The sequence below is a fragment of the Rhodanobacter sp. MP7CTX1 genome (genome assembly GCF_014205795.1).
In the GTDB taxonomy this organism is placed as follows: Bacteria; Pseudomonadota; Gammaproteobacteria; order Xanthomonadales; family Rhodanobacteraceae; genus Rhodanobacter.
Genome location: NZ_JACHCN010000003.1, coordinates 22,758 through 45,100, shown reverse-complemented (window position 1 = coordinate 45,100; position 22,343 = coordinate 22,758). Strand labels below are relative to the sequence as shown.

General features: G+C 56.5%; 14 protein-coding genes. 8 read left to right on the top strand and 6 right to left on the bottom strand.

All coding sequences use genetic code 11. The features are described from left to right. Window positions 1–91: 91 nt before the first annotated feature. On the bottom strand, window positions 92–706 hold the full coding sequence (locus HDE77_RS04950) for a class I SAM-dependent methyltransferase (RefSeq protein WP_184416066.1): 615 nt from the start codon (window positions 704–706) through the stop codon (window positions 92–94). Between the two features lie 161 nt (window positions 707–867). On the opposite strand from HDE77_RS04950, the gene HDE77_RS04945 reads away from it, so the two are divergent. Next, window positions 868–2,475, top strand: a complete 1,608-nt coding sequence (locus HDE77_RS04945; RefSeq protein ID WP_184416065.1) for a DUF1800 domain-containing protein — start codon at window positions 868–870, stop codon at window positions 2,473–2,475. Between the two features lie 52 nt (window positions 2,476–2,527). After that, window positions 2,528–3,730 (top strand): DUF1501 domain-containing protein, encoded by a 1,203-nt coding sequence (locus tag HDE77_RS04940; RefSeq protein WP_184416064.1) that lies wholly within the window; start codon window positions 2,528–2,530, stop codon window positions 3,728–3,730. A gap of 251 nt (window positions 3,731–3,981) precedes the next feature. Here HDE77_RS04940 and HDE77_RS04935 read toward each other — a convergent pair whose 3' ends face one another. Further along, window positions 3,982–4,884 (bottom strand): sensor domain-containing protein, encoded by a 903-nt coding sequence (locus tag HDE77_RS04935; protein ID WP_184416063.1) that lies wholly within the window; start codon window positions 4,882–4,884, stop codon window positions 3,982–3,984. Continuing rightward, window positions 4,884–5,246, bottom strand: coding sequence for a PadR family transcriptional regulator (locus HDE77_RS04930; protein WP_184416062.1), 363 nt, complete (start codon window positions 5,244–5,246; stop codon window positions 4,884–4,886). Before HDE77_RS04930 ends, HDE77_RS04935 begins: the two co-directional genes overlap by 1 nt. Before the next feature lie 436 nt (window positions 5,247–5,682). Between HDE77_RS04930 and HDE77_RS04925 the strand changes: the two genes are divergently transcribed. Both HDE77_RS04925 and HDE77_RS04920 read left to right on the top strand, forming a co-directional pair. Beyond that, window positions 5,683–7,818 carry an AAA family ATPase gene (locus HDE77_RS04925; RefSeq protein ID WP_184416061.1) on the top strand — a complete coding sequence of 712 codons (2,136 nt, stop codon included), beginning with the start codon at window positions 5,683–5,685 and terminating at the stop codon, window positions 7,816–7,818. Window positions 7,819–7,820: 2 nt separating this feature from the next. Next, on the top strand, window positions 7,821–9,623 hold the full coding sequence (locus tag HDE77_RS04920) for an ATP-dependent helicase (RefSeq protein ID WP_184416060.1): 1,803 nt from the start codon (window positions 7,821–7,823) through the stop codon (window positions 9,621–9,623). A 1,455-nt stretch (window positions 9,624–11,078) separates the two neighbouring features. Here the strand turns inward: HDE77_RS04920 and HDE77_RS04910 are convergent. Together HDE77_RS04910 and HDE77_RS04905 are read right to left on the bottom strand one after the other, a co-directional pair. Beyond that, complete coding sequence (locus tag HDE77_RS04910) at window positions 11,079–12,065, bottom strand: AAA family ATPase (protein ID WP_184416058.1); 987 nt, start codon at window positions 12,063–12,065, stop codon at window positions 11,079–11,081. After that, entirely contained in the window at window positions 12,062–14,464 is a 2,403-nt protein-coding gene (locus HDE77_RS04905; protein ID WP_184416057.1) for a hypothetical protein, read from the bottom strand. Before HDE77_RS04905 ends, HDE77_RS04910 begins: the two co-directional genes overlap by 4 nt. 842 nt (window positions 14,465–15,306) lie before the next feature. On the opposite strand from HDE77_RS04905, the gene HDE77_RS04900 reads away from it, so the two are divergent. The 4 genes from HDE77_RS04900 (at window position 15,307) to HDE77_RS04880 (ending at window position 21,480) form a co-directional block, all read left to right on the top strand. Next, a complete protein-coding gene (locus tag HDE77_RS04900; protein ID WP_184416056.1) occupies window positions 15,307–16,050 on the top strand; it encodes an SseB family protein in 744 nt (247 codons plus the stop codon). Window positions 16,051–16,722: 672 nt separating this feature from the next. Further along, on the top strand, window positions 16,723–17,487 hold the full coding sequence (locus HDE77_RS04890) for a hypothetical protein (protein ID WP_184416054.1): 765 nt from the start codon (window positions 16,723–16,725) through the stop codon (window positions 17,485–17,487). A gap of 280 nt (window positions 17,488–17,767) precedes the next feature. Further along, window positions 17,768–19,903: a P-loop NTPase fold protein gene (locus HDE77_RS04885; RefSeq protein WP_184416053.1), complete on the top strand. Its 2,136-nt coding sequence runs from the start codon at window positions 17,768–17,770 to the stop codon at window positions 19,901–19,903. A gap of 125 nt (window positions 19,904–20,028) precedes the next feature. Beyond that, a complete protein-coding gene (locus HDE77_RS04880) occupies window positions 20,029–21,480 on the top strand; it encodes a hypothetical protein (protein WP_184416052.1) in 1,452 nt (483 codons plus the stop codon). 207 nt (window positions 21,481–21,687) lie between these two features. Here HDE77_RS04880 and HDE77_RS04875 read toward each other — a convergent pair whose 3' ends face one another. Next, window positions 21,688–22,251, bottom strand: coding sequence for a hypothetical protein (locus tag HDE77_RS04875; protein ID WP_184416051.1), 564 nt, complete (start codon window positions 22,249–22,251; stop codon window positions 21,688–21,690). Between the last annotated feature and the right edge of the window lie 92 nt (window positions 22,252–22,343).

Here is a 22,343-nt window from a genome sequence, read left to right as displayed (position 1 = left end):
TCAGCGAAGCCCAACGGTTTGACGCGGCATTGTTGGGGCTCGCTATGCTCACCCCAACCTACCAACCTACGCGCTTGATCCGCGCTCCTGGCTAGCCCGGTGCCGGCAGCTGCGCCCGCTCCAACGCCGCTATGTGTCGTTCCAGCCGCGGCCCGAGATAACAGTGCGAGCCACACGACAACAGCCCGACCTCACCGAATTCACGCAGATACCAGGCCGGTGCGCGAGATATGAAACCGTGGTGATCGCCGGCAACATCGTCGCGGCTGGTGAACACTTCAAGAAACGCGACGCCCTCGAGCATCTCGCCGATGCCATGCAGACCGGCGCGGATCTCGGATGGCTTCAGGTAATGCAACACATCGGTGCAGACGATCAGATCGAACCGGGTATCGAAGCGCAGCTGTTCGAGCTGTCCGAAACGCGCCAGCCCGATGTTGCGGCTGCGGCCGTAGCGCGCCACCACGTACTCGCTCGCATCCAGCCCGCGATACGCGATGTCCGGCCGCAACGCCCGTAGTGGCGCGCGCCAAGTCGCTTCGCCGCAACCCACATCGAGCACGTTGCGGATCGGTCGGGCCAGGTAGTACTCGGCCTGCGCCACCACCATGGCCACCTTGCGCCGCAGTTCCGCCGGCGACCCCACCGCGTGCTGCGGGTCGCGATACCACTTGTCGAAATAGTCGCGATCATAGGTTTTTGGCATGGCAGGCTCCGGCGGGTGTCGCATGGTACCCGTCACGGCGCACAACGGCGATCCAGATGAATCGCGCCGCAATATGTGCCACCCGTCACGGCGCCACAGTCAGCCGAACCGCCACCCTGTGCGTTAACACTACTCAACACCCATTCCCGGAGTACGGACGCATGCCTGCCGCCACCCCGCTTCGCTGCCGCACGCTGGTTCTCGGCCTGCTGCTGACGCTCGCTCCCGCACTGGCTTGGGCCGACGAAGCCCCCGCACCGGGAAAGCTGCCGACCGTCAAGGTCACCGCGAAGCTGGACGGCCTCAGGCTGGGCGACATCGCGTGGCTACGCCGAGACGGCTTCGGTCTCGACAGCACCACACTGGCGCGTTATCGCGAACTGGGCCGCACGCGCTTCCTCGACGAACAGCTTGCCGGCGACGACGACAGCCTGCCTCCCCAGGTGGCCACGCAGATCCGCAACCTGGCCGTCATCAACACACCGATGACCCAGCAGCTGGCCGAATACCAGGAGCGCGCGCAGCAGTTCAAGCAGGTGCCGGATGGCCCGGCCAAGGACGCCGCGAAGACAGCCTTCCAGCTGTACCGCCGCGACATCTACCAGCAGGCCGCGCAGGCCGAGATGCTGCATGCCATCTACGGCGGCGACCAGCTCAAGGAGCAACTGGTGTGGTTCTGGCTCAACCATTTCAGTGTGTATGCGGACAAGGGGCCGGTGCGTCTGTTCACCGCCGACTACGAGGAGCACGTGATACGCCCGCATGCGCTGGGCAAGTTCAAGGACCTGGTGATGGCCACGCTGCAAAGCCCGGCCATGCTGGTGTTCCTGGACAATGCGCACAACGTCAAGGACAAGACCAACGAAAACTACGCTCGGGAGCTGATGGAACTGCACACGCTGGGCGTGAATTCCGGCTACACCCAACAAGACGTGCAGCAGCTGATGCGCATCCTGACCGGCGCCACCGTGCTGCCGCCGAAGTTGGCCACGCGACAGAACCTGGTTGCCCGCGTCCGCCCCGGCGTGCTGCGCGACGGCTTGTTCGTGTTCAACCCGAATCAGCACGATTTCGGCGACAAGATCTTCCTCGGCAAGACCATCAAGGGCAGCGGCTACGACGAGATCGCCCAGGCCGTGGATCTTATCGTGCAGCAGCCCGCCTGCGCGCACTTCATCTCGAATAAGCTCGCCACCTACTTCATCGCCGACCAGCCGTCCTCGGCGCTGGTCGATGCCATGGCGGAAACATTCCAGCGCACCGACGGCAACATCGCCGCAGTACTGCGCACGATGTTCCTGTCGACCGACGCTGCCGCCATCAACGGACACAAGTTCAAGGACCCGATGCGTTTCCTGGTCTCTTCGATGCGGCTTACCTACGACGGTCAGCCGATTCCGAACGCGGAGCCACTGGTCAACTGGCTGCGACAGATGGGAGAGCCGCTATACGGCCGCATCACCCCCGACGGCTGGCCGCTGGATTCTGCGAGCTGGACGGGCTCGGGCCAGATGAGCAAACGGTTCGACTTCGCCGGCGTGATCGGCAGCGGACGCAACCGGCTTTTCGTCGAAAACAACGATCCTGCGATGTCAGGCAATTTCGCCAATCTGCCGAAGGATGCTCCCGCGTTGCGCGACTCATCCCTTTACCGAGACGCGATCGCGCAAGGTCTGTCCGCCGCTACCAGCAACGCACTGGACCAGGCCAAGTCGCCGACGGAATGGAATACTTTCCTGTTGTCTTCGCCCGATTTCAATTACCGCTGATGTTCTCTCCCTGCCTCACTAGCTAGCTTGCTCACCATCACCGAGGTGCCGCATGAACCGTCGCGAATTCCTGCTTGCCGCCGCCAGCGCCGCTGCCGCTCTGCCGGCGCTATCGTTCTCCGGAAAATTGTTCGCCACGCCGGCCAATGCGCCGCGTTTCCTGTTCGTATTCCTGCGCGGCGGTTACGATTGCAACAACCTGCTGGTGCCCCTGGGCAACGACTTCTATTACGAATCCCGACCGACCTTGGCAATCGCCAAGCCGGATCCGAACAACCCCAACAGCGCGATCGCACTGGATGCGAACTGGGGTCTCAACCCAGTGCTGCGCGACACGATCTATCCGCTGTGGCAGCGCAAGCAGATTGCGTTCATTCCGTTTGCCGGTACCGACGACCTCTCGCGCAGCCATTTCGAGACACAGGACAACATCGAATCGGGCGAGCCCACGGCGCAACGTGGTGACTTCCGGTCCGGCTTCCTCGCGCGGCTATCCGGCACTCTGCCCGGCATACCACCGATCGCATTCACTCAATCACTGCCACTGAGTTTTCAGGGCGCCGGCAAGGACATTCCCAACATCTCGCTCAAGGGCGATACCAAGTCGCATTTCGACGCCCGGCAATCGGCCATTCTCACGCAGATGTACCAAGGCACGTCGCTGGCCTCGGCCACTGCAGATGGCCTCGCCTTGCCCGTTACCGTATCGCAGGACCTGCGCGATGAAATGGTTCACGCCAGCCGCGGTGCGCCCAGCGCGACGGGTTTCGCTGCCGAGACGCAACGCATCGCCACGCTGATGCGCAATCAATACCGCCTCGGCTTTGTCGACGTCGGTGGCTGGGATACCCATGTGAATCAGGGCAGCATCACCGGTGGCCTTGCGAACAATCTGAAAAATCTCGGCGCCGGCCTGGCGGCCTACGCCGACGCACTCGGCGACGAATGGAACAACACGGTGGTGGTCGTGGTTTCCGAGTTCGGCCGCACCTTCCGCGAAAACGGCAACAAGGGTACCGATCACGGCCACGGCACCGTGCACTGGGTCCTCGGCGGCAAGGTCAACGGAGGGCGCATTGCCGGCGAACAAGTCGCCGTCAGTCAATCGAACCTGTTCCAGAACCGCGACTATCCCGTGCTCAATAATTATCGTGACGTACTCGGCGGCACGCTCAAGCGTGTCTGGAATCTATCCAACGATCAGTTGCAGACGGTGTTTCCAGGAGCGAGTCCACGCGATCTGCAACTCGTCTGACCCCCGCTGCCGTGAATCGAGCCGCCACCCGTAGGTTGGGGTGAGCACAGCGAACCCCAACGCATCGATACGAAAACGTTGGGGTTCGCTGTACTCACCCCAACCTACGCGCCACCTCAATCACCCCTACCCGTTCGCCCTGAGCGTAGCCGCGCAGCGGCGAAGTCGAAGGGTGCCTCGTGCAAGGCTTCGACTTCACGCCTTTGGCGCCACGCTCAGCCCGAACGGTTGCGGTGAGCAGGCGACTACGGTCACGCCGCCGAACTTGGGACCAGCAAACCCTTGGCAATCTGCCCATGCAGACGGCCGATGCCGCGTACCAGATGCAGGCTGGCAAAGAGCAGCACGATACCCACGAGACAAAGCGCGATGGTGCCCGCCCAACCCGGACCGTAGTAACTGAAACCATCGACATCCATGTTGATCACATTTAATCCGAACGCCTTCACGAACGGCGAACCGATGAAAGCCAGCGACACACTTAGAAAGGTTACTGCGATCGTGAAGTAGATGATGCCCAAGGGCAGCATCAACAGCATGTAAAACAGCGTGGTCCAGGTGCGCCCGTCGGTGAACATCGCACCGATGCGTTTCAGCAGTGGCAAACCTTGCTGCGCCGGATACGGCGGTCGCCGCGGCATGCGCACACCCAGCATCGTTTCCACGATGCGTCCTTCCAGCAGAGACAGCCCGCGCACGCTGCCAAGAAACAACAGGAAGAACGGGATGCCGATGATCAGCACCGACAGGCCGGCCGACAGCGACAGACCGGTGACCGCCCACGTGAAATAGAAGATGCCGGTGACCAGCGCAAGCAACAGGTAGAACAGCGCACCATAGGTATGCGGATCGGCCGCCACACCAAAGAATTTTCCCAGCACCGAGCGATGTTGCGGCGGCGGCGGTGGACGAATCGCGCGCTGGATCTTGATCTCCTGGTCGCGGTAGATATCCGCCACTTCGTCCGGCGCGCCGTAGCTGCCAACCACGTGTTCGAGCATGGCAGCCTCGTTACGACCAGGCTGCTCCGCGAGCTCGGCGCGCAGATGTTCCTCGGCGTCGTACAACGCATCCTGGATCAAGGCCGGGTCCGCACCGCGCAACGCAGCGCGAAGCTGTTCCAGATATTCGGCGATCGTGCGTGGCGCATTCATTACACCCCTCCTTGCAAAACGTTATCGACGGAATCGCGGGTAGCGGTCCATGCCGCCACCCATTCGCGCAATGCCTCGCGCCCCGGTTTGGTGATGCGGTAATAACGACGCGGCGGCCCACTGATCGACGGCTCGACTTCACTGCCGAGCAACCCGGCCGCCTCCAGATTGCGCAGCACCGGATACAGCGCACTCTGTTTGCCGGCCAATACCCCCTCACCCACTTCTTCCAGCCGCTTGGCAATCTGGTAGCCATACATCGGCTGGCGCGATTGCCCAAGCACCGCCAGCAACACCAGCGAGACGGTGCCACTGGAAAGCTCCTTCTGGAACTTCTTCAACTGGCTGGCACTATCTTCCACGAGCTCACCTGCACTGCCACTTAGACTTTAGTGAATCATAGTGTTTAGTTATGACTAGTACATGGGCCTGAAGTCATGCCATCGCTGTGCCTATGACTTGGGCATGACACCAATGTATGTACCGGTTGTACAAACATTGGTGTCAGGGGGTATGTACAAACATTGGTGTCAACCAAGCAACTACCCAGGCGCCGCCTCAAAGTGATATGCCTTGGACCTTCCCGCGTCTTGGCTAAAGGTTTCACACGGGGGCGTGCAACCTGAATAGCCGCCTTGTTTTCTTCAAGGGCCACTAAACATACGCCTTGGCACGGTGAGTCCAGGATCAGGACTAGCACGGCACCCCCAACCTATCGCAAGAACAAGCGTCCTGTAACATGGCCGCTTCTGAATGTGAGACGGGCGTGCGACCTTCGCATGCGCCAGGGAGGGACTCATGCACATTTCAAAGCTAAGCCTAGTCAACTATCGCAATTTCGCGAATGCCAAGCTGCTATTTCAAAAGGGTATCAACACGATCCTTGGCGAGAACGGGTCGGGCAAGACCAACGTCTTTCGCGCGATTAGGCTCTTGTTAGACGACAACATGATTCGGGCCGCTCATCGTCTGGAAGAGATGGACTTTCATCGGGGCCTAGGCCCCTGGAGGGGGCACTGGATCATCATCAGTCTGGAGTTCCAGAACGTTTCGTCAGACGAGGCGATCCAATCACTGTTTCTCCACGGTACCGGTGCAATCCAGGATGACCCTTTAGAGAAGGCAACTTACACGCTCATTTTTAGGCCTCGACTTGATGTTCGCACAAAATTGTCCAAACTTCCCCACGGTAACAAGATTGCACTTGCCGAAATTCTTGACCCTCTTCGCATTGAGGACTACGAGACTGTGTTCATGGGGCGGAGCCCAGCCGACTTCAACGACCCCGCCGTATACAAAGACGTTGTAGGCGATTTCGAAAATGTCATTTTCAACAAAGAACTTGACCCACCTCAGCTTGGCTCGCGCATCCCGGCCCAGCTGTCAATTTCGAAGGAGATAAGCTTCACCTTCGTGCAGGCCCTCCGCGACGTGGTCGCGGAGTTCCACAACAATCGTACCAATCCTCTACTAACTCTACTCAAGAACAAGAGCGGCGAGATCGACCCTGACCTCTTCGTCCCAATAGCGAAGCAGGTAAAAGATCTAAACGACTCCATAGAAGCATTGAAGGACGTCAAGGCCATACGTACTGACATCGCCGAGACGATTAAGGATGCCGCTGGCGAAGCCTACTCGCCGAGGTCACTATCCATAAGATCGGACCTATCTGACGAGGCCGACAAGCTTTTCCAATCGCTCAAGCTATTTGTTGGTGAGTCCGAGGAATCCTATGAAGGCGGTATCAGCGAACTCAGCCTTGGAGGCGCCAATCTAATCTTCTTGACCCTTAAGCTATTGGAATTCAAATATCAAAAGGCCAAGCAGTCCTTTGCCAATTTTCTATTGATCGAAGAGCCCGAGGCACATATCCACACGCATATCCAAAAAACCCTCTTCGATCGCTTGAGTTACGCTGACACACAGATCATCTACTCAACGCACTCAGTGCATATTTCAGAGGTTAGTAGCGTCGAGCGGATGAACATCCTAGGCCGCGAAGGCGGAACATGCGCGGTGTTCCAGCCCGCGACGAATCTGAATTCTGTCGAAATCGCAACCATTCAACGCTACCTTGACGCGGTCCGAAGCAATCTTCTCTTTGCTCGCAGCGTCCTATTGGTCGAAGGCGATGCAGAGGAACTGCTTGTTCCCATCATAATTAAGAAGGTTCTTGGCATCAGCCTGGATGAGCTTGGGGTCAGCCTCATCAACATCCGAAGCACAGGATTTCAGAACGTCGCCATGATGTTTCACCAGGAGCGCATCAGAAAGCGCTGCGCGATCCTTACGGATCTCGACACATCCATTGTTGATGTCACGCCAGCACCAGGTGATGGCAAGGCTCTTCTGAGCTACAAGGAAAAATGCGCTGGATCCCAGAAAAGTGGTGCCGAACGGAAGGCTATCCTGGAGGCCTTTCAATCCGGGAATAACTGGCTATCGTGCCACTACGCGACCCACACTTTCGAAGTTGACTTTGTAGCGAGTGGTAACTCGGAAAAAGTGGTAGCCGTTGTGCCCATGGTCTACAAGGATGCAGACACCATCAAGAAGGCAGAAGAGGACCTGAAATCAAACGACGTGGCTCGGTTTGGTCGTAGAGTTCTAACGATGGCTTCCAACAAAGGCAAAGGATGGTTTGCCCTTCTTCTCGGCAACGCGATCGACCATCAGACCGTTGTTCCAAAGTACATACTAGAAGCACTCGCTTTTGCCAACCCGGAGCTTGGCCGCGAGGTATGGTTTAACGTCCTGCGTCATCGGCTTCGACTGATTAAGTTAGCAGGAGCCACCGACCAAAATGCCATGAGGTCATTCGCTCAGCATCTAATCGCGTATCGTTCTGGAAACGTAAGTTTTGTAGATCTTCGGAGCGAAATGTATAAAGCTTTTCCTGAGGATCGGATAAATGGCGTACTTCAAGCTTACTGATTATGTTCATATGGAAGGATGGCGACCTAAACAAAGAACAAGAAGCCGCAGTCATGGAGTGTGGCAGCGTATTTCTTATCGCCTGCCCAGGTAGCGGCAAGACCCGTGCTTTGACTTACAAAATCGCCCAAGAGCTTTCGCGACTGGGTACTCAAAAAACGTTTGTCGTTGCAATTACCTATACGAACCGCGCCGCGGACGAAATACGGGAACGTGTTGAAGCTCTCGGCGTTGACACATCTCAGCTTTGGATAGGCACCATCCATGCGTTCTGTTTAGAGTGGATACTAAAGCCATACGGCATCTACAACAATGCGCTGAAACATGGCTTTCGAGTCATCGACATACACGAGCGGGAAATGCTTTTTGAGCAACTATGCGCACCATATCGCGCAGAAAAAATCAGCATATTTGATTGCGACTTCTTCTTTACCTCCGAAGGATACCGACTTTGTTGCCTGGACGAAAGAAAGCATCTGCGAGTTCGCCAGATACTCATACAGTATTTTTCGACGCTGAGAGAGAATCGACAAATTGACTTTGAAATGATCTTGTTCTACGCACATAAATTAATCAAATTTAACAAGAACATTACCCACATACTCTCAATGCTGTTTTCTATGGTGTTGGTTGACGAATATCAAGACACCAAAGAAATTCAGTACGCCATTGTTGCCGCCATCCTGAAAGCTGGGGAATCACGAATGAGAGCCTTCATCGTTGGTGATCCTAATCAGGCCATTTACGAGACACTGGGCGGATACCCCATTGAACACTCGGATTTCGAGGCAATGGCTGGCATCCAGCTTAAGCAAATGAGTCTGACCAGGAATTATCGCTCTTCCGAAAAGATCATCCACTACTTTTCGAAATATAAAGTGTACCCGTCTGAAATAGAATCATTTTCAGCGAGCAAGGATTACCCGAGTCTTATTTCTTACGAGCGAGGGGTGATGAAGGCAGATCTGTTAGAAGAGCTTGTCAGATTGGTCCGATTGAATATTGAATCGCTAGGCATCGCCCCTAGGCAAATTTGCATTGTAGCCCCCTGGTGGGTGCAGCTCGCCGGTATGACGCGTCATCTAGTCGCGCGAATGCCCGAGTATGACTTTGATGGGCCTGGCATGGTGCCCTTTGCCAACAACATAGAAAACTTCTGGTACAAGCTATCGAAAATTGCGCTTACCAAAGCGTCCCCGGGCATGTACGTTAGACGCCTGCGATGGGCGGCGGAGCTCCTGAAGGACCTCACTGCCATAGGCGTTGATATCTCAGCGCTTACGGCGAAGTCTTTGCTTCGAGAATGCAATGCTATTGAGATTGAAGAAAGCGATGGATTGAGATATCTCCGCTCCTTCTTCGAAGATATTTTTGCAGCCTTGGAGATCGATTTTCACCTGTACCCCACGCTTGATGAGCATCACGAAGCGTTCTTCCAGAGCTCGCAGGCCAGGATCGACAAACTTAAAAAGGATGGCGCAGAGTTCATTGGGGACATTGTGGCCTTCCGCAAGGTATTCCAGCCACGCACCGGCATTACCATTTCTACAATCCACGGGGTCAAGGGAGCAGAATTTGATACCGTGATTTCCTTCGCGCTGCTCGAGGGTATGGTTCCTCATTTCAAGGATCCTAACGGACAGCAGAACGCGAAAAGAATGCTTTACGTCCTTGGTTCTCGCGCACGAAAGAATCTTCACCTTATATCTGAATGTGGTCGCCACAACGGCATTCGCGAGGAATACAAGCCTACGCGGCAGCTTGCCTCATGTCGTTTTACATACAACGCTACAGACGGCAGCTAAGCTTCGACCTGGCACTTACACTCCACTCGCCCCTTGCCAGCACTCGGAACGCCAACTATCGAGCCACTTTCGCCTAAAGGAATCGCCGTCGCTCTAAGAACCAGTCCAGCGCTGACCGGAGGGGAAGCCCAGAGCGATACTTTTCGATCATCTCTTCCGTCTGGGTCTCCCTCATTAGTTTGGCGCCCTCGAGCACCATCGTCGCATCCTGAAGGCTAACTTCCATCAGCCTTGCAAGCCTCTCGGCTTGGCGATTTAAATTCGGAAAGCCCCTTCTGCAGGGATGAATAAGCACCCTCCGCGCGCATAGGAACGAACTTCGCAAACACGCCAGCCGTGAGCGAGAACCTTGGCTGAGGTAGCGTTCTTCATAAGCATGAAAGATATCGGCTGCGACATCTTTTAGTGCGAGAAGCTGGATGTGAAAACAAAGAAGCAGGATGTTCATGGGAGGAAGAAAGGGAGGATCTAGCGCGAGAAAGTCCTCTAGATACCGAGACGCAGCATGAATTCTTTGCGCGTGAACAGCAGAAGGCAGGGGCAAGTAGCTCATACCGGGCCACTGATCAAAGAGCAGCGGCCCAGACACCTGCCTCGGAGCGCATAAAAGCTCCTGCACAGATATACCCTGTAATGCGCAAACGTTGAGCAATGAACGTAAGGTTGGTCGCCGCGAGTTTCGCCGTGCGTGCCGCTCGATGTCCTTGAGTATGAGCCGCATCACTGTGTCCCTCCGGCCGCTCCTTTTGGCGTTGATGCACAGGCCCATCGCGAAATCGGTATAGATCGACAATGGCGCTGGCACGGCACGAGGCGTCGCGCAAAACTCGATCAGCTGCATGATCTGCTCATCGACCCAATGGGCGAAGTCCGGACGTTTCGGCCATATCGCGCCTGTAGAGAGAGAGGTGCCACATGCCCAACAAGTCCGACGAAGGTCGAGTTGGTAGGTATCGCGCTGAAATTTTCCACACTTCGGACAGGTGCATTCCATGCGACATTGGTGCCGTGGACAGACGCCTAAGAGGTCGACTCGCCAAACGAGAGGCTCATAGGAATTGCTGTCCCAGTCCTCGTAGCATTGAGGACACCATCGTCGCTTGTACTCGCCATAGACATTGGTTTTATAGGACATGATCTCTGATAGCGCCCAAAGAGAGCCGCAACGCAGATCCTTTTCCCCACTGAGGGATTCGAGCTCCTCGACACGAGATATCGCAATCGTGTTGAGTGCCTCCGAGACCATAAACGTGGTTGAACTTCCTGAGCCAGGAATAGCACGACGAGCCACGCATCTTACGAGGTGGTTCAAAGGAACGCCCGTCGTCCAGAGCATGCGAGCCACGTAGCTAGGCACCGATTCCACGAGCGAAGTACCCACGCCTTTTAACTTCAGGGGAGGGAGAACGGTCCATCGAGCTTTCAGATCACTCTTAGCGATGGAGCGCTGAGAATTCATTTGAGAATCCTCTTTATGGTGCTCGAATTCGCCGGCGTTCGGAGAACATCAAACTCTACCGCGTCCGCGTGAAGCGTCTTCAGCACGGCCTCTGGCTGGACGGCCCCTTCAAGATGGACCAGAGTGATGGATTCCGCGCCATCGCTCGCGCGCAAGTCGTCGGCGCGCAACAGGTAGCTCTTCAGCTCGCCGCAAACTCCAGCGCTCGACACGTAGGCAAGGTCGAAGTTTCGACGTAGAAGGTTCCGACGAGAGAAGGTAAAGCGCTGAGCGAGGCTCACAGCCAATCGTTCAAAATTCACGCAATCTTCCGCATTTTTCAAGCGATAGCGCTCAACATAAACAAATCTTGAGCGCCGAAGGATCTCCGCGTTTCCCTCCCAGAGTTTCGCTGCACGAGGAACGCCGAACAGCACCAAAGTGATGCCAATCTCTTCGGCTAGACACATGTAGTTCACCATGTGATTTTCAGGATCCTTTGACGTATGCGTGTAGGTAAGCGAGGCGGCCTCCTCAACAAAGACGCCTCGTACACCTCGGGCAGGAATCATGCGCTCCACATAAGTACGCAGCTGGTGCTCGGTCGTGCGACGCCGCATATCGATCCAAAATGCATCTGACAGGCGAGCGTCCGCCCTGCGATGCACCAAATCCGGATCGTTGATCACATTTCGTCCAGTGAGCCAGCGAAGATCGGGTTCATGCAGTTCAAGGTAAAAGCGAGTCATAAACTCCTTCGGACTAAAGCGGGATCGATCAGTCGGCGCTGCTCGCAGCGCAATCGCGGGCATCTGACCGTCTGGCCACTGATCCAGCGCTCCGGCAAACGCCTGCATCGCCTCATAGCGAATTTCAGACTTGCCCGATCCCGACAGACCGATGACAAAGATAATTTGCCCGCGCTGGTCCGTGTCCAGGGCCCGCACTAAGGCGTCCCGCGCTCGGACAAAGGCAGGATGGGGAATAATAGGCTGGCGGTTCATAGGTCACCCTGTCCGGTGGTGAAGGGGGCAATTGGGCTTTTGAGATCACTCCAGATGCGTGTTTTCTTAGTCTTCGGTGGCGCATCTTTCGCAGGCTTAAGCATGTATGTGAGGTGGTCCGCCGTCTTGGCTGCTAGGTTTGCTTCGGCAATGCGCTCTGCGCGTTTTCTCCGAAGTTCGTCGCGTTTCTGCGCCCCTTCGCTTCTCAGCTTGCTATCCATGATGGATTCGAAAAGTTTGGTCGCGGTATCCCTACCACCGGTTTGCAAGCTTTGGCTGGTCATTGCGAGCACCCACTTCGATGGAAATCGCACGTACATTCGGTGCGGATCCACACAATCCAACCGTATGTCGATCGGCTTATGAAAGCGAAGGAGTTGCATGAGGTCAGCGCTGGCGTAGGTTCGTTGGAGATAACGGATCCCACGACGAGGATCGGCGGTGACTCCTCGACCGAGAGGAACCGAGGTTACGATCAGGAACTCATCCAGATTCCGAATCCTTACTGCACCAGCATTGCCATAGAGGGCGGTAAGCTCATCGTTCCTTTCCTGAGGGCTGAACCGCGTAGACAACAGTGGTGTCTCGGGGACATCTTCGAAGAGATATTTCTCAAGGTGTTCTGCGATCGTCGAGTAACGATGGCAGGCTGTGGCGTAGCTCTTTTGGCGTGAAGTGACCGAGCGTCCCTTTTGATCCGGCGCGGTGCTACCCAAGAAGCGATGCGCGAGTTCGGCGTTGATTCGACCTAGGGCGTTTTCTGCAAGCGAGTTCCTGCGGGGAGTACCCGGAGGTGGCTGTATGCGGGTAGCGCCAAAAAACGAACACGCTTCTGCAAACCAGGGGCCGACATATTCCGCGCCACCATCAGCGATCCAGTAACGAGGCAAAAAACCTTGCCTGTGAAAGATGTCGCGAATGAGCACAGCTAACGCGTTGCGGCACGCCGGACCAAACAATACGGCGTAGCCCAACGGCTTAGCTGCAGCCGAATCCATGGCCACGTAGAGTGTCGGACAGTCGAACTCCAAGGCACCCAGGAAATCGGGAGTACAGCGCAAATCGAACTTCGTGGAGTCGATGTGCACCATCAGGCCCGGCACGTTGCAACGCAGTGTTCTATTACCAGGGTCTGATACACACTCCGCGGCGTGGTAGCCCCTGTAGCCTCCTTCGGTATAAGCGCGCACCAAGTCGCTCGACTGACGAAGGCGAGCGTTGAAAGTCGCACGGCCCGGAGGACGAATGCCCTTAAGATCGCAGGCTTTTACCAAATAGTCATGGGCTTGGAGCTTGTTGCGAATATCAGGATTCTTCCGATACGCGTCAATTGCCGCGGCCATTTCGCGCTCTTGATCGCCCGTCAACTGACCTATGCGTCGACCCGAGTTCGCGTAGCGCGTCAGGCAGACTTCGAGCTCGCTCTGTCCGTCTGATCGCGCTTGGCACACGATGCGGACCAAAGGAGCATATCGTCGAGTCGCGGGCACCTCACCCGCCAAGATTCGATTCACCTTTGCTAGGCGAAGTTGGGCGCTGGCGTAGTCCTTGGGGCTCGCCAGCATAAGCTTCGAGCCGACGTTGGGCTGGCTGACATGCGCCTTCAGCTGACTCAGCAGTCGCTCATCGCACTCGACCGCCTGCGCTTTGACGCCGAAAAGCGTGAAGCGGCCAGCCTCGTCGAGAGGAACCGACTGCAAAGGACCGAAGATGTATCCCTTTGCCAGCGCAGCGAGTACGTGCACTCCAGAGAGGCCAGAGACCCTATCGAGTGCGTCGCATATGGTTAGGGGGCCTTTCTGCAATAACCTGCGTAAGCGCCGAACGCACTTCATTTCGGCTTCTCGAGCCGCTGTATCGGCCACCACTCCGTAAAGAGACAGTAGGTTTACCTGACAAATGCCGTGAGGTTCCGGTGGGGACCAGATGGTGTAGGTCAGACCTCGATCGCTTGCCCACGCTTCCACCGGCGGCCTCGTCCAGCGCCCCGCGTGGCATACCCACTCTTCGGGGTTCGAAGTACCCAGCGCTTCCAGTCGGCTTTGCGGCTTTACTTCAACGAGCCGGATTCCCGCCCGATCAAACACCATGAAGTCGACGGTGAGCGAGCTCGTCCGCCTATTGCGAACCACGTTCTTCGGCCGCACCTGAGCGTAGTACTCGTCGCAGCCACTGAACACCTCTAGATAGAGCGCGAAGAGAAATTCGCCGGTATAGCTCTCCAACAACCACCGCCGGTCGCTCATCGTTGAGTGGAAGTCGACAATGGTGTTCGTGAGGCCACGTTGACTGGGTTCTCGCGCCGGGCTGTTCACCCTCATCTCCTCGACTTCGCGCAGGGCGGTGGAATGTAGACCTCGTGCTTGGTAGTAAAGGCTTCGCTGAGCATCACTAAACATGGGTGTGCCTCCTCGCTGGGCGCGCAAGGACCTAGACGGCCTGGCAGGGTCGCCGGAAATCCGAACACGCGGGATCAACTCATCACCGCTATGCGGTGAAATCGCTTGACGTGCTCTGGGGGCGGCACTATAAGGAAGGAGAAGCGCGATTCTCAAAAGCTTCGCCTTCGTATCCGAGCCCTGCGTCTTGCCACGCGGGGCTCGAACTTTTATAGCCCGCCAAGTGGGCTATTCGCTCATAGTCATCTCCTGTCTCCTGGGTTGGTACCGACGCCCCCTTCGGACATGACTCCGTGCAACCACTCTCTCACAGCGGGAGTAGCCGCAAACCAGCCTCGTCGTCCAGGTAAGCGAAACAGGTCGATCGGCAGCCGTCCGGCTTGCCGTGCCTTGTAAAGGGCTTCGGTAGTGGAAAACCCCATGATGCGGGCAGTCTCTGCGCCGCTTATAACCGGTGTCCTGGGCAGGTACAGCTCAAGGTCCACTCGGGATTGGGGGTTATCGCCCATGACCAACGCCTCTCAGTCCGGATTGGTCCGGATTAAGCCCACTCGCCGGGGTACGGGCAGACGACGCGGGAGCCCATCCCTCTGACGGCGATCCGGGGTGTACTCACGGGCAAAAACTGGCATATTCGCACTGCCAAGTCAAGCGTAAGTCATTGTTTTTCCGTGTGATATACACGATACGAAAGACAAGTCCGAAACGGCTTCAGAACGGGCTTTAGCCGGCCGATCCGCGGTGACAGCAGAGTGGAGAAATCACCCTTGAACGGTTTTGGTTCGCGTAGTGGCTAAGAAGCAGAAATTCTCGCGGCGTGCGGACTAGAAAAGGAGAAGACGATGTCAGATGAGCACCATGACCCATTGGGCGAACAGATAGATGCTGGATTTTTAAGTGAGAATGGTGAGTTGGATTTCCTCGACCAGCTGTCGACGAGCACCATCGTTGCCATACTCAGATGCCCACCCGGTCCAGGCGAGGCAGACCCCAGACACAATCTGGTCGAGTGGGGGTATACCGATGGTCGGCATGTTGTTCCCCTCTTCACTTCGACATCTCGTGGACCGCCAGCCTTACCTTCCCCAGCGACCTATGTCCGGGTGCACATGCTTCGTTTGTTATTGAGCACAAACAAGCGGCGCTTTGTGATCAATCCGCTCTCGCCCGTCAAATATGAGATAAGCGATTTCGCGTACAAACGATTGCAGGCTCTTGCTGCAGCCGACCCGGAATTCGGGAGCCTTCCGTCGCATGACAGTCCGTGGGTGTTCCGATTGCCTGACGATAGCCTCTACCCAGTTGCCTACGCCTTGGCGTCCTGGTTTGTGTCCACCGGTTACATTGATGAGGCCTACATGTACGAATTGCATCACCCCAATCGTGACGTGCCGCCGCAGATTGTTCTCGCAGTAAATGCGGCGCACGAGGCTGTACTAGAGGACGCACTCATTCGAATCGCATGTGACGCAGGCCTTACCTCGAACATGTTTCAAGTTTGCTTCCTTCCCCAAGAGCCGTCCCATCGTGCGGGAATATCCGGCCTGCAACTCGAACCGTTTTACAGACGTCCCGCTTCGACGTGACCGAATTCAGCCGCCCTAATGGGGTCAACCCCGTCAACGCAGATACCTTCAAGAAGACCGATGACCGAACAATGAGGAGGACACGTCATGCGAGATCTTCCCAATCCGTCAGTCCAAACGGTGCCAATTTTCACTCGGATGAGCGAGCTGCTTAACCTGAAACTTGACTCTGAAGCCGATGTCGTCCGTGCGGTTTCCAGTGGTATCAGCGCCCGAACATACATGCGCGTGACGGCAAAGCTCAGGTTGCCACCCGGCCTTCTCGTCCCTGAAAGTACAGTGCGGCGCCGACTCGCTTCTAACAGCCGATTCGCCGTACACGAATCCGATCGTGTCGTGCGCCTGGCCCGTGTCTTTGCCGAGGCTGTGCAACTGTTTTGCAATGAGGAAGCCGCATTGAAGTGGCTCCGCACTCCCGCAAACTACATTCCCAAGCAAATTCCCATCACTCCGATGGCCTTAGCTGTAAGCGATAGCGGTGCCCGTCTAGTAGAGTCCCTGTTGTACCGAACAGCACATGGGATTTACTAGGGCGTGGCGTTCATCGGGGCCCGCGGACGAAGTAGGCTGGAACTGCTTATGATTCAGGGGGCGGGCCACCGCCCAGTCTCGCTCCGCGAGACCAACCCAAAGCCTAATGGCAACTTCGTCAAAATTTAGAGGATATGCAACATGGACGCTGAATCTGCAGCCACGGATGGTGGGAAAGAAAAGATGGCTTGGTATGCCATCGCCAAATGGCTAGTTACCGCAATCGCAATCCTTACACCCGTGTTCTATTTGAACGGGGTAGCCTTTCACGAAGGCTATCTTGGCTACTTTCACCTATCCTCTTCCATGTTCCCATCCGATGTCCCCGATACATTGACCTTTGCAGCGCTCGCCTGGATGGGAGGGGCAACCAGGGTCTTTACGGCCATCAGTGACACCTTCAAAATGCACTGGGCGGCCACCACTCTGGTGCCCGCTATTTCAATCGTGGTATTGGCTGTCGGCGCTTATTACCTTCGCCAGCTTGCCGAGCGCTGGCGTAGCTCACGATCGCATCAAGGTACTCGGTCGCTTTCGCTGCACCCTGCGGTAAAGCTGGCAGCCCTTTGGGTCTTCAGCGCCTTCTTCGGCGCCTATATGCTCTACACCCTGTGCCTTGTAATTGGCGCCACGCTCCTACTCCTTGTGGCACCTTTCCTGCACGTAGGAGCTGCAACGGCTGCGGAAGACTTCGCGCGAGGGTTTCCCAATGCGCCGGCGATCGTGGTCACGTCTCCTGACGGAGTGCTTCACTCATATCGGATCATGCAATGCTCCGATCGCTTCTGTGCCCTTTTCTCCCATGAGGAAGTAGTAACCGTACCGATAGGATCGGTAGTGTGGGCAACGTCCAGAGTGCAGCACAGTGATGGAGCCACCTCAACCCCGACGAACTCATCTCGATGATGCTCTGATAGAAGGTGAATAGACCCGACCATCGACAGTTTAAGCATCACTTCCCTTCCGGCATGTCGGTTACCGATCTCCTCGGCATATCTACAAGGGACTGGTGACTGGAGAGCCGATTTCGCGGTCGCAGACTAGGACCGCCGCGGAGAAAAGCATCGGCTATTCTTCGAAGCGGCAGGATCGGCGTCGGCGAAGAGAGAACGGCCAGGCCGATTCTCACGCCAAGAAACGCCCAGTGCAATATATATAGTAGGTTACAAAGCCTACGGAGAAAGGGATGTCCCAGTACTTTAACGACAGTCCAATTGAACGTCGGGAAGACGATTGTTATGGAGTCCACGCCTTTGCCGAGGCTCTGGCGACGAGTTTGCTTGGCATTGCCAAACCTGTCGGGAGCACCATTGCGGTGACCGGCCCGTGGGGCTCGGGCAAGAGCAGTGCCGTCAACTTGATTCGGGCAGAACTGCTCGAGCGAAAGGACGACACCTTGTCGGTCTTTGATTTTAAGTGTTGGTGGTACCGAGGCGAGGAAGCAATCGCCCTGGCGTTTTTGCAAGAACTGAACTCCGCACTGAAGAGCTCCTTGGGTGACAAGGTCAAAGACCTAGTGCCGGAAATGGGTCGCCACGTGCTTCAAGCCGGGCCGGTACTCGGCAGTGCGATCGCCTTGGCTACGACCAGCGGTTGGGGTGCCTTGGCCGCGGGCTCGGCAGCCTTCGCCAAGCGCTTTTTCCCCGACAAACCCTCGTTGGAAAAGACCTTTCGCAAGCTCTCCAAGACGCTCGAGGCGCAGGACCGGCGTGTGTTAATCATCATCGATGACATCGACCGGTTGGCCCCGGACGAGGCGTTGGGGGTGTTTCGGCTGGTCAAGTCCATCGGTCGCTTGCCCAACGTTATGTATCTGATGGTGTTCGATCGTGCGCTGGCCGATGCTGCGGTCAAGGAGCGCTTTCCTTCTGAAGGCCCTCACTTTCTCGAGAAGATCATCCAAGCCAGCTTCGAACTTCCTTCGCCAACGCCCAGCGATTTGCACAACGCGCTACTGACGGCCTTCCAGGAACGGTGCGGTACGCCTAAGGAAGAGCATCAGGTGCGTTTCATGAATTTGTTCTATGACGTGGTGGTTCCCTACCTCACCACGCCGCGGCACGTTACTCGCTTGATCAACGCGATCACTGTTACCTGGCCGCCAGTGGCCAACAACGTCAGCCACGCCGACTACCTCGCCTTAGAAACCTTGCGCCTGTACGAGCCCTCGCTCTACACGTCGATCCGGCAGCACCGGGATATTGTGACCAGCGCCAGTCGGGGTGGGTCGAGGGACAAGGCGCGCTTCGATCCGTTCTTGGCCGGCATGCCGAAAGAGCGCCTTGAAGGGCTGCAAATTGCTCTGCAGCGTCTGTTCCCGGCGTTCGAGGAAGTCACATACTCGGGGTTTCGCGAAAGCTGGGAATTGGAACGCCGCGTGTGCGTGGCCAAGCATTTCGATACCTATTTCAAGATGTCCTTGAGCGACGACACATTGCCCAGTAAGGAGATCCGGGAGCTTCTGGATCGATCGGGTGACAAAGAGTTCATTCAAGAGAGGTTGTTGCGTGCAGCGACACAGCTTCGGAGCAAAGCTAAATCGATGGTCCCGGTGGTGCTGGACGAGCTGACCAGTCATGGGCGACAAATCGCCAAAGACAAGGTGCCCGCGTTCTTCTCGGCCATCTTCGAGATCGCCGACGCGATTGATCGCGAGCAAGACGGAGAGCGTGGTTTCGCGATGGCTACGACGTCGCTGCGTATACATTGGCTCATTCGCCGCGTGACAGAAGATCGCTTCACGCTCGAGGAAAAGTCCGCGCTCTACTTGGCCGCTACCGAGCGCGCCACATTGGGCTGGCTGGTTGATTTTGTTTCTTCGGCCTACGCTGATCACTATCCCCGGCAGGGACGAGAGTTAGATTTAGCGACGGCACTAACGACGAAGGAAGCTTTGCCCGCCCTGATAGAGCGCGCGTTAAACGCGCTACGCCAGGCAGCCCAGGATGATTCGCTGCTACTCCAGCGAGACATCATGTATTGCCTGTACCGCTGGAGGGAGTTTGCCGGCGACGACGGTGCCGAAATGAAGGCTTGGCTCACCGACAGAATGCGCCGCGACGATGTCCTGGTGCGGCTGGCGCGCGCGTTGACTAGTGAGTCAAGGACGACAGGGCTGGGTGGGTTTGGCAGCCTCGGTGATCGCGTGTCACGCCGAGAGATGCGTGTCGATATTCGCAGCGACTTTGACTTGTTTGATCCAGACCAGTTTCGAACTGCACTGGAGCGTATCGCTCGCGAGCAGCGGCGGCCCGCAGAAGACCTCGAGGCCGTGCGGGTATTCCTGGAGGCGTGGGCGAGAAAGGGGTCGGAGAGATTTTGACCGATAGAGTCCATGCTAACGGTATGTAAAATTCGCTTCAGGACGCGATCGGCTGGTCAGTGAGCGGCCGGTTGGTCGATCACTGCGAACGGTGGGCTGATAGTGACAAATCTGTCCAAATGATCATGAAAGACGAACTCGGCATTTGGACGGAAATGACTGGCGAAGAGAGTCGATCGAAATTTCCCGGACTCTGGCGGCGTGCTATGGCGCTGCCGAGCTTGAATGATCTTCAGGCGGACCTGGTCTCTGGCTGGGCCCACCAGATGGAAATCAAAGTGCTCGATGTTTCGGAGCGTAGTGTTGGCATCTTCCGGCCCACTCCCGCAGTTGTTCTGCAGTCGGACGAGGGAATAGCCTGCTTTCCGAAAGTTGCGGCAACTGGTGACCCGCAATGGGTCGCCCACAAAGTCCATTTGGACCGGATCGCAAGCCTGTGGGAAAAAGTCGAGTGGTTTGCACCTCTCTGGGTTCCCCAGGGGAAGGTCAATGAGCTACTTCAGGCGATTGAGCACCGTTCCAAAGAGGACGCGCTGCGATTGTTTGAATATCACACATCAACGATCTACACGTTACCGTTTCAGGCAGTGTGCATCGCGCAATTCTTGCCTCAGTCTCGATCGCTTTCGGTATTTGCCCCGATCGCACGGGAAGCCTATCTCGCGTTCTATTCAGGGCACAGGGCCTCCAGCATTGCGGCGCTGATTCCGGTGATGGAAGGCGCGGTCAGTCGCATATCGAGCGAAGCCGCAGGGCAACCTGTTCTCGAGCAGGTCGACAAAATTATTGATCGGGCATGCATGTTGGCAGCCAGATCGCACTTCGGTGACATGTGGGTTCCATCCGAGTACCGCGAAAAAGATTACCTTTACGTGCAGGACGAACGAGTCTTTGTATTTCAAACCTTCCGGCGGTGGCTCGAGAATTCATTCTTTCGCCGTACCGGCGAGTATGACGGCCTCACTTGGTTAAACCGACACCTGTTCGCACACGGCGCATCAATGGACTGGCAGAAGCCGTCAAATTTTTCGCGTCTTGTGGTGGCTATTGCAACACTTGGGGTGATCGAGTCATGGCACGATGAGTCCAATCAGGTGCCGCTTATATTCCCTGGCATGGATGAGGACGGCAGGCTTCTATGGCAGCAGGCGATGTTGCAAGCGCAGGCCCAAATGGCAGTAAAGCAAATCGAACAACAAAATTATCGCCAGCATGGCAGGCTGGTACCTGCAATGCCTACCGACGACGGCGTCTTGCTACGAAAAGCCGTGCTTCAGCAGGAATGCATTGACGATCTGGTGCGACCTTTAAGAAACGCAGGCTGGAGCGTCGAGATTGGTGAGCCAGACGATCGTTCGCTATATGTCAAGGTCGCCGCCTCAAGCGGGCCTCAAAAACTGCGCATTGCGCTTTTGTATTCCTGCGCGACGGACAACGAGCTTTATCGAGAGCTCGCCCAAGAGGTCGACGCAATTCTCTACCGCGGATCTCCATATCATCAGCATCAATTTGCATACGGCATCAGCGTTCACGTCGGACCAGTGACTGGATGGCAGCCACCAATCCCTCAACGCTGAGCTAGCTGCCCGCAGAAGCGTCAGGCGGGATAGCTCACTCCAGGAATCGCAAACTTGCCGTTGGCTTGAGCTCCAAGGGGCTTTTCGACAATGCCAAAGAGCCCTTCAATTTCTATTTCAATAGCCAGAGTATGGTGATTCGAAAAGCTTCTCGTTATGTCCGCTCCGGGCGCTAACCAAGCGGCGTTTCCTGTCCTGAGCGCACAGTTAGGCGCCGCCACGTTGCAATTGTTCGAGCATAGCGAGTGTAGCCGCCTCGTAAGATTTGCTTGCAGAGACGCGGAACGAGTGCCCAAGAGCCTCAGCTGCTACGTTAAAGGCTTCTGACGTCGCGTCAATCAACTCCCATATTTCGTCTGGCTGAATGCCATGCATCTCATAGACAATAGCCCGCTCTAGAGCATGTTCGTTGTGCAGCACGGTGCGGTTGCGAATCCCGAGGATGCGTTGCACATGCGCGTTCATTGAGGCCAAGTCCCGCTGGACCTTATCCGCCACGTCAGCTCGCCCCTCGGCTCGTAAGGCGCTCTTCAACTCAGCTATGCCAGCGGCGCGGGTGTCACTGTCGTAAATCTTACCTAGAGCAACGAACACCAGCTTGTAATGGCCAGAATTCGAAGCATGGAAGAACTGGACATACTTGGAATCATTCATTGTGTCGTAAAACTCTGGCAACGCCAGGTTGCGCAACGCCCACCACACTTGAAAATGCGCGCGAGCGGCATTTGCTTCGTCGATAAGGTGGCCAAGAATTTTGAACGCGACGGTCATCGGTTGCGGGACATAGTGGTGGAACTGAGCGGCGACGCGACCGTTCGCCTAGAATTGTTAGGCACCGCTCTCAGGCCCTTTTCGCTTGAATT